A 15689-nucleotide genomic window follows, 5' to 3' on the forward strand; every position below is an offset into this window, starting at 1 on the left:
TTGTTCTCAAAGCGCGCCGGCGTCAGTTCATCTTGACGTCGAGTTCCTTGGCGACGAGATCGAGCACCTCCTGCCCGACCCGCCCCTTCGCCCATTTGTAGGTCGGCTGCATCGCTTCCTGCCACGCCTTGCGATCGGCGTCAGTCAGATAATGCAGCGTGGTCTTGCCCGTCTTCTTGATCTCGGCCAGCGCATCCTCGTTTTCCTGGTGCGCGATCTGATTGGTGTAGTCGGTCGCCTCGTTCATCGCCTTTTCGAGCTGGGCGCGGATATCGGGCGGCAGGCCGGACCAGAATTTCGAATTGACGATGACGGCATATTGCAGGTGCGCGTGATAGGACACGGTGATGTCCTTCTGCACCTCGTAGAACTTCTGCGTCAGGTAGTTGGACGCGGTGTTCTCGCAGCCGTCGACCACGCCCGTCTGCAAAGCCTGGTAGACCTCGGAAAACGCCATGATCTGGGGGATCGAGCCCATGATCCGGAGATATTGGTCGGCGACCTTCGATCCGGAGATGCGGAATTTGAGACCCTGGAAATCGGCCGGCTTCATCAGGGCACGGTTGGCGGAGAGCATGTGGAAGCCGTTGTCCCAATAAGCGAGCCCGGTGATGCCCTTGGTCTCGAGCCTCTCGAACAGCCACTTGCCGATCGTGCCCTTCATCGCGTTGGAATAGGTTTGGTCGTCCTTGAACAGCCAGGGCAGGTCGAGCGCCTCGAACTCCTTGATACCGAGCGGGGCGAATTTGGCGGTTGAAGGCGCGAGCATGTGCACCGAGCCGAGCTGCAGCGCCTCGATCTCCTCCTTGTCCTTGTACAGCGTGGAGTTCGGGTAGATCTCGACCTTGACCTTGCCGTCGGTGTATTTCTCCGCGAGCTCCTTGAACTTCAAGGCGCCCTTGCCCTTGGGAGTGTCGTTGGCGACGACGTGGCTGAATTTGATGACGATCGGGCTCTGGGCCTGGGCCAAGACAGGAGACAAGGCAGGAGCCACGAAGATAGCTGCGGCGGCGGCCGCAAGAAGCAGCTTGCGCATGAACGAACCTCCCAACAACCTCTAAAACCGGGTCTTTTTTGTTTTCCGGTTTCTGTAGTGACAGCAATCCGCCACCCGAACAACTAGACCTAAGCCCAATTTGCCGCAGCCAAGCCATCTTGCGCAACCCGGCACCCGCTGCCGTTCCCGGAAGCGAGCGCTTATGTCGCATTGCGGCAGTGCGATCAGCCGTTGCGCTGGGCGACCATGAACAGACGCCGGAACGGAAACAGCGTCTGTCCCGCGGCGTTCTTCGGATAGGCTCTTGCGACCCGCTCCCCATAGGCGGCTTCGAACGCGGCCTTCTCGTCGCCCTGCAAGATGTCGAGATAGCGCGTCAGCCAGGTCCCCTTGGTCCATTCCTTCACGGGATTCTCGCCTTCCAGCACCTGCAGATATTCGGTCTCCCAGATGTCGATATTGGCCGACATCGGAGCGAGAAGACCGTGATAATAGGCCGGCGCTTCGACCGGCGGCGGCGTGACGAGATGCTCGACCTTGGACCGCCAGGGACCGTTCAGCGCGGTCTCGCCAATCAGCACATGCGAGGGCGCCAGAAAGTTGCGCGGCATCTGCACAGCGAGCATTCCGCCGGGCGTCACCTTCTCCATGATCGACGGAAACAGTGCCGCATGATTGGGCAGCCAGTGCAGCGCGGCATTGGAGTAGACGACGTCATATTGCTTCGTCGGGCGCCAGTGACCGAGGTCCTCGTGTGACCATTCCACGTCCGGCGCCGCCTTGCGGCCGGCGGCAACCATCTCGGCCGAGCCCTCGACACCGGTCACCGTCGCGTCCGGCCAACGCTCCTTGATCAGCTTGGTGACGTTGCCGGCGCCGGCGCCAAGATCGGCAACCGCACGCGGACCAGTATCCGGAATCCGCATCAAGAGGTCGACGGCGGGCCGGAGCCGGTGGCCGGAGAACTTTAGATACTGCTGCGGGTCCCAGACCATCGCCACGCCTTTTCTTTTTCGTGTTTCCTTCGCCGTTGCTCTTGGTTACCACTGCTCGTCCCGTTCAGGCAATTCGCTAGCCGGCGGGACGGGGCAGGAAACGAACAGCAAAAAAGCAAACGAGAGGGCGTGTCACCATGGATCTCGGGCTCAAATCCAAAACCGCCGTCGTCACCGGTGCGAGCGTCGGCATCGGCCGCGCCATCGCCAAGGGCTTGGCTGCCGAAGGCGTGCGCGTCGTCGGCGTGGCACGGCGCACCGACCTGCTCGCAGAGCTGGTGAGCGAAGTCGGCTCCGGTCTGATCACGCCGTTCGAGCAGGACGTGATGGCCAAGGACGCGGCGGAGAGGATTTCGGCCTTCGCCGTGAGCGAACTCGGCCATGTCGACATCCTCATCAACAATGCCGGCGGCAGCCGTCCCCTCCCCGTCGATGCGCCCGACAGCCAATGGGACGAGGCGATCGCGCTGAATTTCACCAGCTACCGCCGCATCGCGCATGCGCTGCTCCCGCAGATGATCGAACGCAAATGGGGTCGCATCGTCAACATCACCGGCAAGTCCGAGCCGGAAGGCCTCAACGCCGCGTTTGCCGCCAAAGCCGCCGTGCACGCCTGGGCCAAGGGCCTGTCGCGCGAGATCGGCGAGCACGGCATCACCATCAACTGCATCCCGCCCGGCCGCATCATGAGCGAACAGATCCGCCGCAACTACGCGCCTGATTATCGCGAGCGCTTCGCGGAAGAAGAGATTCCCGTCGGCTATTGGGGCGAGCCGGAAGACCTCGCGGCGTTAGCGGTGTTTCTGGCGTCACCCGTAGCGCGGTACATCACGGGCACGGTGATCCCGGTGGACGGGGGGCTGAGGAGGTATCAGTTTTAGGGCCGATTGGAGTCCGTAGGATGGGTAGAACGCAGCGAACCCATTGGCGGCATCCAACGTCACATGCGGTGAGCCTTTTGGGGCGAGCGTAGACTTGAGTCTGCGGACAAGCTAAATTCTCTCGGTGACGCGCGTGGGGCGAAGATAGGATGGCATGGGCCAGTGGAGAATTCCGATCGCTGGAGTTCGATCGGATACCGAGCTGCGTTGTGGTGTACATGCGTGCCCTGCTTCTCGCGCTCGCACTGCTGGTCGCAGGCACATCTGCACAAGCAGATCCACGGCGATTTCGCGCTGGCGTCACGCACATCACAGTGCAGGATGTTGTCCCATTCGACACATTGATTGTGTATCCGACAGACGCGGCCGAAATTCCCTTTCAGGATGGTCCATTCACAATTGACGCCAGCCGCGATGCGCCGATCGCTTCTGGGGCGCGCTTTCCAGTTGTTCTTTTCTCACATGGCGGAGGGGGAACGATCAGAGCAGGAGGCAGCTCGCTCCCTTATGCCGCTCTTCTCACCTCATTGGCGCGCCAGGGTTTTGTCGTGGTCGCGCCGTTTCATCCCGGGTCTAAGCGTCCTCGCGAAGCTCTCGAAGATCGACCACGCCAGATTCACAAGGCGCTCACCGGAATGTTGGCCGATCCACGCTTCGCGGTGCATGCCGATCCTAACCGTCTTGGCATGATGGGATTTTCCTACGGCGGAGCCGTCACGCTGATCGTCGCGGGGGCGGCTCCCAGCCTGGCTCACCTGGCGGCTTATTGCCGGGACCGTAGCGATGATCCGATGGCTTGCGACGGCGTGCCGACCGACGGCTCCTTGGCCAATGCGGTCGGCAAGAGATCGCCAGATGCGCTCGCCGTGAGCGCCCTCATACTATTGGAGCCGTTCGGCGCCTTGTTCGATCGAGACGGATTGACGCCGGTCGGCATGCCGACGCTGCTCTATCGGGCGGAAGGCAGCGACCTCAAGGCTGATGGCAACATCTTTGCTCTCGCGGCAGCATTGCCCCATCCGCCACGACAAGAGTTGGTGCCGGGCGGGCATTTCATAATTTTCGGCCCATGCTCTCCCACGCTGCAAGCCGAGGCGCCTGCGGCCTGCAAGAATGCTTCCGGGATCGACCGTGCGGCGGTCCATCGGCGGATCGAGGCTGAAATTGGCGACTTCCTGCGCCGGAATTTATAGTAGTCTACAGGATGGGCAGGCGCATCGAAATGCACCGACAGCATCCAACGTGACGCGTGATGGGTTTCGCAATTGCTCTAGCCATCCTGTGGCCCTAGGCTTCTGCTTTCGCATCCGGGCTGCTCTGACCGAGGCGCGGCTCCGTTCCCACCAGCAGCCGTTGAATGTTGGCGCGGTGGCGAACGATCACATAGATGCCGCCTCCGATCACCAGCAGCCGATAGGGCCACGGTTGCTCAAAACCGCAGACGAGAACGATTGCCGTCAACGCCGCGAGCATCGAGCTGACAGAAACAATCCGAGTAATGGCCAGTGCGAGACCAAAGACCGTGGCGGCCCCCAATCCCACGGGCCACGACATCGCCAGCAACACACCCAGCCCGGTCGCAGCGGATTTGCCGCCCGTAAAGTTCAACCAGATCGAGCGGCTATGCCCAAGCAGCGCGGCAATCCCGGCCATGCAAACCGCCCATGGCACCCAGATCTGCAAATCGGGCGCCGCCGGAAGCGTCGGGGACAACTCGGTATAGAGCCAGGGACAGAATAAGCGAGCAACGACGACGGCACCCACACCCTTCAGTACATCGGCGACAAGCACCACCAGCGCAGGCCATTTACCCAGGGTCCGCAGCACATTGGTCGCGCCCGTGGATTTGGAACCATGCTCACGGATATCGATGCCCCTCAGTAGCCTCCCCGCCAGATAGCCTGTGGGCGTAGACCCGAGGAGATAGGCGATCACCAGTCCAACCGCACTCGCTGTCCAGAAAGCCATGGGGCCTGTTTCCAGTTTCAGGTAGCCGGCGCTTTATGGCTCGACTTGTTTTGACCACGACGGGTCAGAGGCGAAATGCCGGAGTTGGCTGTGCAGATCTGCCCGATCTGGAAGCGGTGACATCGCGCATACATGCGCACGCAGTCTGGTCTTCGCCCGGACCTCAGCCACTCTAGCATCCTGCCAGTGTTTTGCCCGACGCGTCAACGTCATGGCCGCGGCGAATGTCGTCGCTGCGCGGTTCGGAAATCCCTTATTAATCAAGGGGCCTTCTACTGTGCATGGGGTTGTTTTCGCGTTTTTTGTTTTGAGCCCTTCAAAAAAACACGCAAGACCCCGCGTGACCACTCACTCGCCCTGCAAGATCTCCGCGATCACGGCCCCCGCGGCGATCGTGCCGAGCTTGCCGCCGACGTCGCGCGTCGCCCTGCCCTCGCCGATCGCCTTCGCCACTGCCGCCTCGATCGCACGTGCGGCTTCCTCGTAGCGCACCGCGCCGCTGTTCTCGCCGTGCCAGGCCAGCAGCAGTGCCGTCGAGAGGATCAACGAGACTGGATTGGCAACGTCCTGCCCGGCTATGTCAGGCGCCGAGCCGTGCGCGGCCTGCGCCATGGCGTGGCTGTGACCGACATTGAGCGAGCCGCCGAGGCCGAGGCTGCCGGAGAGTTCGGCGGTGAGATCGGACAGGATATCGCCGAACATGTTGGTGGCGACGATGACGTCGAAACGGTCGGGGTTGCGCACCACATGCGCCATCATGGCGTCGACGAGGATGTCGTCGACCCCAAGGCCGGGATAGGCCTTCGCCACCTCGCGGCAGATGTCGAGGAACATGCCGTCGCCGAGCTTGAGCACATTGGCCTTGTGCACGATGGTGAGATGCTTGCGCCGCTTCATCGCCAGCCGGCACGCCGCATGCGCGATGCGCTCACAGCACAGGCGCGTGATCCGGCGCAGCGAGATCACGACGTCAGGCGTGACCAGCATCTCGCCATTGCCCTGCTCCATGTTGCGGTCGGCGTAAAACCCCTCCGTGTTCTCGCGCACCACGACGAGGTCGAAATCGCCGACCCGGCCGGACCGCCCCGCATAGGTGCGCGCGGGCCTGACATTGGCGTAGAGGTCGAGGTTCTTGCGAAAATACCGCGACGGGTTGATCTCGCCATGGGCTTCGTCCTTGAAGTCGAAGGTCGCGGTCGGGCCGAGGATCAGGCCGTCGGCGGCGCGGACGATGTCGAGCAGCTCGGGACGCACCGTCGTGCCAAATTGTTTGAGGCTCGCATGCCCGACCGCATGCTCCTCCAGGCGCAGATTGAGCTGGAAGCGTTCGGAGGCCGCGCGCAGCACGCCTGATGTCGCGGTCGTGATCTCGGGCCCGATGCCGTCACCGGGCAAAACGACGATGTGCATGGCGCTCCCCTGAAATGCAGCAGTTCGCGCGATCATACGCCGGCGCGCAGGTTCATCGCCCAGCCTTCGCGCATACACTGCATGCAAGCATATGCCTGTGGAAGGCGGCCGCGCCGTAGTACATGCCAAGGCCCCTGGAGCCGGCGGCCGGAGCAACGCGCTAACGCAATGACAATCACGTTACCTGCCGCCACGCGCAAGCCCGACCACACCATTTCCGACGGTCTTCCGCCCGCACAGCGGCGCTGGGCCATCGCCGCGATCTTCACCGCGCTGGCGATGGCCTCGCTCGACACCGCGATCGCCAACATCGCGCTGCCCGCAATTGCCGGCGACCTGCATGTGAGCCCGGAGCAATCGGTCTGGGTGGTCAATGTCTACCAGATCGCGCTGGTGGCGACGCTGCTGCCGCTCGGCGCACTCGGCGAGATCGTCGGGCACCAGCGCATCTATCTCGGCGGCCTGATCCTGTTCACCATCGCCTCGCTGTTCTGCGCGGTGGCGTGGTCGCTAGAGAGCCTGCTCGTTGCGCGCACGCTGCAAGGGCTGGGTGCGAGCGGCATCATGAGCGTCAACACGGCGCTGGTGCGCTTCGTCTATCCCGGCCGGATGCTCGGCCGCGGCTTCGGCCACAACGCGCTGGTGGTCGCGACCGCCTTCACCTTGGGTCCCTCGATCGCCTCCGCCATCCTCGCGGTCGGCCCGTGGCCATGGCTGTTCGCCGTCAACATCCCGTTCGGTCTGGTCGCGATCGGCATCGGCTTTGCGATGCTGCCGAAGACGCCGCGCGCCGATCACGGCTTTGACTTTCTCGGCGCAGCCCTCGCGTCGGCCTGTCTCGGCCTGTTCATCACCGGCATCGGCAGTGCCGCGCACAATCTCTCACCGGTGGTCGTGGGCATCGAGCTGGTCACGGCCCTGGTGCTGGGCGTCGTCCTGATGCGCCGCCATGCCGACCATCCGGCGCCGATGCTGCCGATCGACCTGTTCAGTCGGCCGATGTTCGCGCTGTCGGCGGCGACGGCGGTGTGCTCGTTCGCGGTGCAGGGCCTCGCCTTCGTCTCGCTGCCGTTCTACTTCGAGGACGTGCTGGGGCGTTCGCAGGTCGAGACCGGCTTCTTCATGACGCCGTGGCCGCTGGTGGTCGGCATCATGGCGCCGATCGCGGGGCGCCTCTCCGACCGGCATGCGGTGGGATTGCTCGGCGGCATCGGGCTCGTGCTGCTCGGCCTCGGCATGGCGCTGCTGGCGATGCTGCCGGCCAATCCTGCGATCCCCGACATCATCTGGCGGATGGTGATCTGCGGTATGGGGTTCGGCTTCTTCCAGGCGCCGAACATGAAGGCGGTGATGTCGAGCGCGCCGCCGCATCGCAGCGGCAGCGCCTCGGGCATCGTCGCCACCGCGCGCCTGACCGGGCAGACGACGGGGGCCGCGCTCGCCGCAGCCTGCTTCTCGCTGGCCGGTCACGACGGCGCAGTCGTGGCATTGGCACTTGGCGCGGGCTTTGCCGCGCTCGGCAGTGTGATGAGCTTTTTGCGGCTGGCGGTGAAGTAGACCGTCAGGCCAGATGTCGGGCCGCCGTCACCTCGACAGCCGCCACCGGAACGACCGCCTCCTCGTCGAGTGCGGCGAGGCGCTGATCGATGGCAGCGATGACCTTGCGCGAGAACGGCCCGAGATGCGCATAGGCGGCGATCATCTGCACGGCAATCCGCGCCGACGTGGTGTCGCGCTTGGCGCAGTTCATGAATGTCTGCCACAGCGGCCCACGCGCCTCGGGAAGCGCTGTGACCACCTTGTGCACCGTTTCCATCGCGCCGATCCGGGCGCGGATATCGCCTTCCGCGAGCTCCTGGCGCTGGCGAGAGCGGTCGAGCAGCGTCATCAGACGATCGATGCGCCTTGCATAGGCCTCCGGGCTGTAGATGTGCTCCAGCACGCGCTTGTAGTCCGTCAGGATGTCGCGCAACGGGCGCACCGGATCGAAGTTGATCCCTGCGGTGCACTGATCCGCGCCGATGGTCGGCGCCAAATCATGGCCCGGATGCAGCCGGCCTTCGCGCTCCAGGCGACGCGTCAGTTGCGTGTTCGGCAAGGCATAGAGCAGGCCGACCATGCTGACCGGGATCGCCGCCTCCTCGATGAAGTCGATCATGGCATCCGCCATCGAGAGCTTCTCATTGTCGAAGCCGACGATGAAACCCGCGGTGACGAGCATGCCCGCGGCGTAGATCTTGTGGATGCTCTCGGCGATGTTGCGCCGCGTGTTCTGCTTCTTCCGCATGGCGACCAGCGTCGCCGGATCCGGACTTTCGATGCCGACGAAGATTGCGAAGAAATTCGCCTGGCCCATCAGGTCCAATAGCTCGGGATCGTCGGCCAGATTGACAGAGGCTTCGGTCGACAATTCGAACGGATAGCCGTGAGCGCGCTGCCATTCGGCGAGCTGGGGCAGGAACAGCCGCAGCGACTTCTTGTTGCCGATGAAATTGTCGTCGACGAAGTCGAGATGGCCGCGGTAACCCATGGCGTAGAGCCTGTCGAGCTCGACCAGCATTTGCTCATTCGTCTTGGTTCGCGGCACCCGGCCATAGAGCTCGATGATGTCGCAGAACTCGCAGGTGAACGGGCAGCCACGGGAGTACTGCACACCGAGATAAAGGTAGTCCTCGAACTTGAGCAGGTCGAAGCGCGGCACCGGCGTCTTGGTGACGTCGGCCTGGAATTTCGGCGCGATGAAGACGCCGGAGCGTGCGCCACTGTCCCAGGCCGCGACGAATTCGTGGAGAACGCTTTCGGCCTCGCCGAGCACCTGGAAGTCGGCCCTCTCATAGATATGGGGGCTCGAGGTGGGATCGGGACCGCCGACGACCACCGGCTTGCCCGCGGCACGGCAAATTTCGATCAGGCGCAGCGTGTCGGCCTGCTGCGGCATCATACCGCCGGTGAAGACCACATCGGCCCAGGAAAGATCCTCGTCGCTGAAGGCTTCCGTGTTGCAATCGATCAGCCGGACCGTCCAGTGCTCGGGCAACATCGCGGCAACGGTGATCAGCCCCAAAGGGGCGGCCGGGCGCTTCACGCCCAACACTTTGCAGGATTCGCCAAAGCTCCAGAAGGACTCTGCCGAGAACAGCGGATAGAGCATCAGGACTTTGCAAGGCTGCGGTACGTTCATGGAACCTCTTTTTGGCTGATTCCACTGTAGCAGAGCATTGTCGACTTGCACCCCGGCAAAAGGGACAAACTGTCGCTCTCGGTTCCAGGGGCGTGGGCGCGGAAGCCGGAGGACGGCGCCCCAAGCCGTGCCGCGGGCGTCCAGGGAGGGAATCTCCGGCGGCTACCCCTCGGACTGTTGATTTGAACGTTTCCAATTTGCCGGACACATTGCGCCGCTGAGTCCAATCGGTGGATTGGGCCAATCAGGGGACTGCGATGGCAAACCTAACAATCAACGGAAAAACCTTCACGCTCGACGTCGAGCCGGATACGCCCCTGCTATGGGCGATCCGCGAGAATGCCGGCCTGACCGGCACCAAATATGGCTGCGGCATTGCACAATGCGGCGCCTGCACCGTTCACATCGACGGCGTCGCCACCCGTTCCTGCGGCGTTTCAGTCGACGAGGCCGCAGGCAAGAAGATCACGACCATCGAAGGGCTCGCCTCCGGCAACGCACTGCACAAGGTGCAGGAAGCCTGGATTGCCCAGGATGTTCCGCAATGCGGCTATTGCCAGAGCGGCATGATCATGGCGGTGGCGGCGCTGCTGAGCGAGAAGCCGAAGCCGACCGACGCCGACATCGACGAGGCCATCACCAATATCTGCCGCTGCGGCACCTTCCAGCAGGTGCGCGAAGCGATCCACACGATCGCAAGCGCGTAAGGAGCCGCCACATGAACAAGCATGTCTCTTCCAGGATGAACCGCCGTGCCTTCGTCATCGGCACCGCCGCGGTCGGCGCAGGTCTCGCCATCGGCCTCGATATCCCCTTCGGCGGCCCCGCAATGGTCCGCGCGGCCGACGGCTTCCCCGAGATCGGCGCCTGGGTCGTGGTCAGGCCCGACGACACCGTCGTCATCCGCATCGCCCGCTCGGAAATGGGCCAGGGCTCGCTCACCGGCCTTGCCCAGCTGGTCGCCGAGGAACTCGAATGCGACTGGTCGAAGGTCTCGACCGAATATCCGACACCGGGCCAGAGCGTCGCCCGCAAGCGCGTCTGGGGCGATTTCTCGACCGGCGGCAGCCGCGGCATCCGCTCTTCGCAAGACTATGTCCGCAAGGGAGGTGCCACCGCACGCGTGATGCTGATCCAGGCTGCCGCCGAGGCGTGGAAAGTGCCGGCGTCGGAATGCACGGCCGCCAACAGCGTCATTACCCACACGCCGACCGGCAAGACCACGACCTACGGCAAGGTCGCCGAGGCCGCGGCCAAGCTGACACCGCCGGCCGAGGTCAAGCTGAAGGACCCCAAGGACTGGAAGCTGATCGGCAAGGGCGTGAAGCGGCTGGACACCGCCGAGAAGACCACCGGCACCATGATCTACGGCATCGACGTCAAGCTGCCGGGCATGCTGAACGCCGCGATCAAGGACTGCCCGGTGTTCGGCGGCAAGCTGAAGAGCTATGACGAAGCCAAGATCACCGGCATGAAGGGCGTCAAGAAGGTCGTCAAGGTCGGCGACACCGCGGTCGCGGTCGTTGCCGACACTTGGTGGCACGCCAAGACCGCGCTGGAGGCGCTGCCGATCGTCTGGGACGAGGGCGACAACGCCAAGGTCTCGAGCGAGTCGATCGCGAAATGGCTGACCGAGGGCCTCGACAACGGGCAGCCGGCCTATGTCGGCAACAAGAACGGCGACGCGAAGGCGGCGATTGCCGGTGCCGCCAAGAAGATCGAGGCCGTCTACAGCTATCCCTACCAGAACCACGCCACCATGGAGCCGATGAACGCCACGGCGGTCTACACGGCGGACAAGTGCGAGGTCTGGTGCGGCACGCAGAATGGCGAGGCCGCCTTCGCGGCCACGTTGGAAGCGTCGGGCCTGCCGGCGGAGAAGTGCGACGTGCACAAGGTGATGCCCGGCGGCGGCTTCGGCCGGCGTGGCCAGACCGACTATGTCCGCCAGGCCGTCTTGATCGCCAAGGAGATGCCGGGCACGCCGATCAAGCTGTTATGGTCGCGCGAAGAGGACATGGCGCACGGCCGATATCACCCGATCACCCAGTGCAAGATGACCGGCGCGTTCGATGCGGACAACAATCTGGTCGCGCTGCACTACCGCTTATCGGGGCAATCGATCCTGTTCTCGCTCCGCCCCGAAGCGCTGCAGAACGGCATGGATCCGGCCGCATTCCAGGGCGTCGCCCAGACCGGCGAAGCCGCGTTCGGTTACTCCGTGCCAAACCTCCTGGTCGAGCATGCGATGCGCAACCCGCACGTTCCGCCCGGCTTCTGGCGCGGCGTCAACGTCAATCACAACGCGATCTACATGGAATGCTTCATGGACGAGCTCGCCCAGGCCGCAGGCCAGGACCCGCTTGAGTTTCGCCGCAAGCTGATGGGCAATCACCCCAAGCATCTGGCGGTTCTCAATGCCGTGGCCGAGAAGATCGGCTGGAGCACTCCGGCGCCGCAGGGCATCTATCGCGGCATCGCGCAGGTGATGGGCTATGGCAGCTATGTCGCCGGCGCCGCCGAAATCTCGGTGACCGACGGCAACAAGATCAAGGTGCATCGCATCGTCGCCTCCACCGATCCCGGCTACGTCGTCAATCCGGCGCAAGTGGAGCGGCAGATCGCCGGCTCCTTCGTCTATGGCCTTAGCGCCTTGTTCTACGGCGGCTGCACCGTCAAGGACGGCAAGATCGAGCAGACCAACTTCGACACCTACAATTCGATGCGCATCAACGAGATGCCGAAGGTCGAATCGGTGATGGTGCCGAGCGGCGGGTTCTGGGGCGGTGTCGGGGAGCCGACCATCGGCGTCGCGGCACCGGCGGTGCTCAATGCGTACTTCGCAGCGACGGGCAAACGCATCCGCTCGGTGCCGCTGCGAGACCAGAACATCACCTTCGCCTGAGAAACGCCGCGGCGGCCGTAACGCTCGCCGCGGCACACTTTCCGGACAAGCCTCATGAATGCGTCGGTGACACGGCGGGATGCCGTCCTCGGCATCGCCGCCGCGGCTACATCATTCGCCGTTCCTTCGATCCTGCGCGCGCAATCGGCGGGCCGCGTCGTCGTGGTCGGCGGCGGTTTTGGCGGTGCGGCGTGCGCCCGCGCGCTGAAGCGCGCGCAGGCAAACTTGCAAGTCATCCTGATCGAACCCAATGCGGTCTTCACCTCCTGCCCCTTCAGCAACGAGGTGATCGCCGGCCTGCGCGAGATCGAGGCGCAGCAGTTCGACTATGACAAGCTCGTCGCCGAAGGCGTCACCGTGATCGGCCAAGCCGTGACCACAATCGAACCGCAACGGCGCAGCGTCATAACGGCCGATGGCGTTGCGCTGCCCTATGACCGTCTCGTGCTCTCGCCCGGCATCGACTTCCACTTGGAGGCTCTGCCCGGCTATGACGAAGCCGCATCAGCAAAAATGCCGCACGCCTGGAAGGCCGGCGCGCAGACGCTGCTGCTGCGTCGGCAGCTGGAGGCCATGCCGGACGGCGGCACTGTCGCCATTGCCATCCCCGCCAATCCCTCGCGCTGTCCGCCGGCGCCTTACGAGCGCGCCAGCTTGATCGCGCATTACCTGAAAACCAAGAAGCCGCGCTCAAAGGTCCTGGTCCTCGACGCCAAGGACAATTTCTCCCAGCAGCGACTGTTCGAGAAGGCATGGAAGGAGCTTTACAGCGACATGATCGAGCGCATCGGGCTGTCGCAAGGCGGCCGCGTGACCTCGGTCGATCCCGCGACCAGGACCATCGTCACCGAGTTCGGCAATTATATCCCTGACGTCGCCAACGTCATCCCGCCGCAGCGTGCCGGACGCATCGCCGAGATCGCGGGCGCTACGGATGCCACCGGCTGGTGCCCGATCGATCCCGTCACCTTCGAGTCGAAGCTTGTCCAGAACATCCACGTCATCGGCGATGCCTGCCTCGGCGGGGGCATTCCCAAATCGGCCTCCGCGGCAAGCGCGCAGGGCAAGGCCTGCGCTGCCGCGATCGTGAACCTCCTTGCCGGCCGCGCGCCAGAAACGCCGCGACTGACCGGCGTCTGCTACAACATTGTCGCACCCGGCTACGGCTTTTCACTCGCGGGCCATTACCAGCCCAGAGGCGACATCTTCGCCGAGGTGGAGGGCGGAGCGACCAGTCCGGTCGATGCGCCGCGCGAATTGCGCGCCCGCGAGGCGGCTGAAGCCGAGCGCTGGTTTCAAACCATCACGGCGGACACCTTTGGCTAGAGCATTGGTCCGTATCGCAGCTCTGATCGCCGCCAGTTGCGCCTTCGCCTGCCATGCGGGAGCCGAGGAACTCCTGCCCTACAACGTCGCCGGCGACGGCATTCCGGAGTCGCTCACCGGCGCACCCGGCGATGCCGCGCGCGGTCGCGCGCTTGTGCTGGCGCGCACGACGACCTGCATCCTCTGCCATTCCGGGCCCTTCCCCGAAACCCGGTTCCAGGGCGACCTCGCGCCTGACCTCTCGGGTGCGGGGAACCGCTGGACGGCGAGCCAGTTGCGGCTTCGACTGGTCGATGCAGCGCGCTTCAACCCTGAGACCATCATGCCGTCCTATTATCGCACCGATCACCTCGTGCGGGTCGGGCGAAATTTCGCCGGCAAACCGATCTTGTCGGCCACCGAGATCGAGGACATCGTGGCTTTTCTCGCAACGCTTCGGGACTAGGACTGTTCATGCTGACCACGCGACGACAATTCCTGAACCTCGCCGGAAACGTGACGGTCGCCGGGACGATCCCGATCGTCACGCTGCGGCCGCTCGAGGCGACACCGGCGATGCTCACCGCCGCGATCCGTAACGTCGTCGGCGAAGCACCTGTACGCACTGGCAAGGTGAAGCTCGACATTCCGCCGCTGGTCGAGAACGGCAACACGGTGCCGCTGACCGTGAGCGTCGCGAGCCCGATGACGGCGAACGACTACGTCAAGAGCATCCACGTCTTCAACGAGAAGAACCCGCAGCCGAACATCGGTAACTTCCATCTCGGCCCCTCCTCCGGTCGCGCCCAGGTCTCGACCCGGATCCGCCTCGCCGACACCCAGAAGGTGGTGGCGATCGCGCGTCTTTCCGACGACACGTTCTGGCAGGTCACGACCGAAATCGTCGTGACGCTGGCCGCCTGCACCGAGGAGATGAATTGATGGCGGCGCTCATCAACGTTCCGGCGAAAGCCAGGCGCGGCGAAATCATCGAGATCCGCACGTTGACCTCGCACATCATGGAGACCGGCTTCCGCCATACCGCGGACGGCGCGCTGGTCCCGCGCGACATCATCACGAGCTTTACGTGCCGCTACAACGGTACCGAGATTTTTCGCGCCGATCTCTTCCCGGCGATCGCGGCCAATCCCTATCTGTCGTTCTTCACGGTCGCGAAGGAGAGCGGCAAGTTCGAGTTCGAATGGATCGGCGACAACGGCTATTCGTCCAGCGCATCGGCGTCGATCGCGGTCGAATGAGTTTTTGGCGCGCGATAGCGGCCGCGGCGCTTCTCGCCACCGCCCCTGCCCTGCTCGCCGGCGAGATTCCGCCGGACGCGCGCCGCTCCGGCTATTCGTTCATGGGGCCCGACACGCGTGCGATGCAGGATGACGACAGCTCAAATCCCGGCATGCTGTTCGTGCTCGACGGTGAGGCGTTGTGGACGAAGAGGACCGGCAGTGCCGACAAGGCCTGCGCTGACTGCCATGGCGATGCACGCGGCAGCATGAAGGGCGTCGCGGCGCGCTATCCGGCCTTCGACAAGGCGCTGGCGCGGCCCGTCACGCTCGACCAGCGCATCAATCTGTGCCGCAGCAATCATCAGCAGGCACCGGCGCTACCCTACGAGAGCCGCGACCTGCTGGCGCTGTCCGCCTTCGTCGCGCACCAATCGCGCGGCATCGCGATCACGACGGGCGACGATCCGCAATTGAAGCCATTCGTCGAACAGGGCCGCGACCTCTTCATGCAGCGCGAGGGCCAGCTCAACCTTGCCTGCACCAATTGCCACGACGACAATTTCAACAACCGGCTTGCCGGCGCGCCGATCACGCAGGGACAGCCGACCGGCTATCCGCTTTATCGCCTGGAATGGCAGACGCTGGGATCGCTGGAGCGGCGGCTACGCAGTTGCATGACGGGTGTCCGCGCCAAGGCCTATGATTTCGGCGCGCCCGAGCTGGTCGCGCTCGAACTCTATCTGATGTCGCGAGCGCATGGCTTGCTGATGGAAACGCCGGCCGTGCGGCCCTGAATTCCACAGATT

15 protein-coding genes are annotated in these 15689 nt (G+C 64.1%); 10 read left to right on the forward strand and 5 right to left on the reverse strand.

The window, feature by feature from the left end; translation table 11 throughout:
- Positions 1 to 22 precede the first annotated feature (22 nt).
- Both AC0L20_RS14080 and AC0L20_RS14085 read right to left on the reverse strand, forming a co-directional pair.
- On the reverse strand, positions 23 to 1036 hold the full coding sequence (locus tag AC0L20_RS14080) for a DctP family TRAP transporter solute-binding subunit (protein WP_456765409.1): 1014 nt from the start codon (positions 1034 to 1036) through the stop codon (positions 23 to 25).
- Between the two features lie 185 nt (positions 1037 to 1221).
- Positions 1222 to 1992, reverse strand: coding sequence for a methyltransferase domain-containing protein (locus AC0L20_RS14085; RefSeq protein WP_473289062.1), 771 nt, complete (start codon positions 1990 to 1992; stop codon positions 1222 to 1224).
- A 137-nt stretch (positions 1993 to 2129) separates the two neighbouring features.
- On the opposite strand from AC0L20_RS14085, the gene AC0L20_RS14090 reads away from it, so the two are divergent.
- Both AC0L20_RS14090 and AC0L20_RS14095 read left to right on the forward strand, forming a co-directional pair.
- On the forward strand, positions 2130 to 2873 hold the full coding sequence (locus AC0L20_RS14090) for an SDR family NAD(P)-dependent oxidoreductase (protein WP_007594043.1): 744 nt from the start codon (positions 2130 to 2132) through the stop codon (positions 2871 to 2873).
- Between the two features lie 149 nt (positions 2874 to 3022).
- Positions 3023 to 4066, forward strand: a complete 1044-nt coding sequence (locus tag AC0L20_RS14095) for an alpha/beta hydrolase family protein (RefSeq protein ID WP_473288995.1) — start codon at positions 3023 to 3025, stop codon at positions 4064 to 4066.
- Positions 4067 to 4160: 94 nt separating this feature from the next.
- Here the strand turns inward: AC0L20_RS14095 and plsY are convergent, their stop codons facing one another.
- Together plsY and AC0L20_RS14105 are read right to left on the reverse strand one after the other, a co-directional pair.
- Entirely contained in the window at positions 4161 to 4841 is a 681-nt protein-coding gene (plsY, locus tag AC0L20_RS14100) for a glycerol-3-phosphate 1-O-acyltransferase PlsY (RefSeq protein ID WP_473288996.1), read from the reverse strand.
- A gap of 348 nt (positions 4842 to 5189) precedes the next feature.
- On the reverse strand, positions 5190 to 6251 hold the full coding sequence (locus AC0L20_RS14105; protein ID WP_473288997.1) for an isocitrate/isopropylmalate dehydrogenase family protein: 1062 nt from the start codon (positions 6249 to 6251) through the stop codon (positions 5190 to 5192).
- Between the two features lie 168 nt (positions 6252 to 6419).
- Between AC0L20_RS14105 and AC0L20_RS14110 the strand changes: the two genes are divergently transcribed.
- Complete coding sequence (locus AC0L20_RS14110) at positions 6420 to 7808, forward strand: MFS transporter (RefSeq protein ID WP_473288998.1); 1389 nt, start codon at positions 6420 to 6422, stop codon at positions 7806 to 7808.
- Between the two features lie 4 nt (positions 7809 to 7812).
- Here AC0L20_RS14110 and AC0L20_RS14115 read toward each other — a convergent pair whose 3' ends face one another.
- Entirely contained in the window at positions 7813 to 9432 is a 1620-nt protein-coding gene (locus AC0L20_RS14115; RefSeq protein WP_473288999.1) for a B12-binding domain-containing radical SAM protein, read from the reverse strand.
- A gap of 257 nt (positions 9433 to 9689) precedes the next feature.
- Between AC0L20_RS14115 and AC0L20_RS14120 the strand changes: the two genes are divergently transcribed.
- From AC0L20_RS14120 to soxA, 7 genes are read left to right on the forward strand one after another with little or no spacing between them, the layout of a single operon-like run.
- Positions 9690 to 10139 (forward strand): (2Fe-2S)-binding protein, encoded by a 450-nt coding sequence (locus AC0L20_RS14120; RefSeq protein ID WP_473289000.1) that lies wholly within the window; start codon positions 9690 to 9692, stop codon positions 10137 to 10139.
- A gap of 11 nt (positions 10140 to 10150) precedes the next feature.
- Positions 10151 to 12337, forward strand: coding sequence for a xanthine dehydrogenase family protein molybdopterin-binding subunit (locus tag AC0L20_RS14125; RefSeq protein ID WP_473289001.1), 2187 nt, complete (start codon positions 10151 to 10153; stop codon positions 12335 to 12337).
- A gap of 54 nt (positions 12338 to 12391) precedes the next feature.
- The gene (locus AC0L20_RS14130) at positions 12392 to 13663 is read left to right on the forward strand and encodes an FCSD flavin-binding domain-containing protein (protein WP_473289002.1); all 1272 of its coding nucleotides are present in this window, start codon (positions 12392 to 12394) and stop codon (positions 13661 to 13663) included.
- Positions 13656 to 14108 carry a sulfur oxidation c-type cytochrome SoxX gene (gene soxX / locus AC0L20_RS14135; RefSeq protein ID WP_473289003.1) on the forward strand — a complete coding sequence of 151 codons (453 nt, stop codon included), beginning with the start codon at positions 13656 to 13658 and terminating at the stop codon, positions 14106 to 14108. The genes AC0L20_RS14130 and soxX overlap by 8 nt, the downstream gene beginning before the upstream one ends.
- An 8-nt stretch (positions 14109 to 14116) precedes the next feature.
- On the forward strand, positions 14117 to 14584 hold the full coding sequence (locus AC0L20_RS14140) for a SoxY-related AACIE arm protein (RefSeq protein WP_473289004.1): 468 nt from the start codon (positions 14117 to 14119) through the stop codon (positions 14582 to 14584).
- Positions 14584 to 14901, forward strand: coding sequence for a thiosulfate oxidation carrier complex protein SoxZ (gene soxZ, locus AC0L20_RS14145; protein ID WP_473289005.1), 318 nt, complete (start codon positions 14584 to 14586; stop codon positions 14899 to 14901). Before AC0L20_RS14140 ends, soxZ begins: the two co-directional genes overlap by 1 nt.
- Positions 14898 to 15677, forward strand: a complete 780-nt coding sequence (gene soxA / locus AC0L20_RS14150; RefSeq protein WP_473289006.1) for a sulfur oxidation c-type cytochrome SoxA — start codon at positions 14898 to 14900, stop codon at positions 15675 to 15677. Before soxZ ends, soxA begins: the two co-directional genes overlap by 4 nt.
- The last annotated feature ends 12 nt before the right edge of the window (positions 15678 to 15689 follow it).

The organism is Bradyrhizobium sp. Kon58 (assembly GCF_055807455.1).